Source organism: Nocardia sp. NRRL WC-3656 (assembly GCF_000720265.1).
GTDB classification, from domain to species: Bacteria; Actinomycetota; Actinomycetes; order Mycobacteriales; family Mycobacteriaceae; genus Nocardia; species Nocardia nova.
On sequence record NZ_JOJF01000121.1, the window covers coordinates 1 to 390 of the forward strand.

1 protein-coding gene is annotated in these 390 nt (G+C 60.0%); it reads left to right on the forward strand.

What is annotated here, in order from left to right; genetic code table 11:
• The first annotated feature begins 185 nt into the window (after positions 1-185).
• Positions 186-308, forward strand: a complete 123-nt coding sequence (locus IG65_RS39640; RefSeq protein ID WP_255359503.1) for a hypothetical protein — start codon at positions 186-188, stop codon at positions 306-308.
• The last annotated feature ends 82 nt before the right edge of the window (positions 309-390 follow it).

Genomic DNA, 390 nt, shown 5'->3' on the forward strand with positions numbered 1-390 from the left:
GATACCGATCACCCACCACCGTCACCACGGCGAACATGATGCCCGATCGGCCCCACACAGCAGGCCGATCGACAAACACTATTGGGAGACGCGACCTAGACCTACCACATCAACGTCACCGCGGTTCCCCATGTGGTCCGCCCCCGAGCTGACTTTCGACCACACTCACCGGAAAGAGACGCGTCATGACAGAAATCCATCCCAACGAGGCCGCCCTGCGCAGGCTCTATGAGTCATTCATCAGCGGCGACGACAGCGTCTACCGTGACCTCGTCGACCGCGACATCGTGTTGGCCTGTCCCCGGTGAATAGGGCCGCTTGGTTTTAGAGTCCTTGTTGGCCCTGGAAGGGCTGGAAGGGACACTGAAAGACATGGCAGGACGTAAGCGG

Coding starts and splice junctions, on each gene's coding strand:
- IG65_RS39640 (WP_255359503.1), top strand. CDS start 186: ATGACAGAAATCCATCCCAACGAGGCCGCCCTGCGCAGGCTCTATGAG.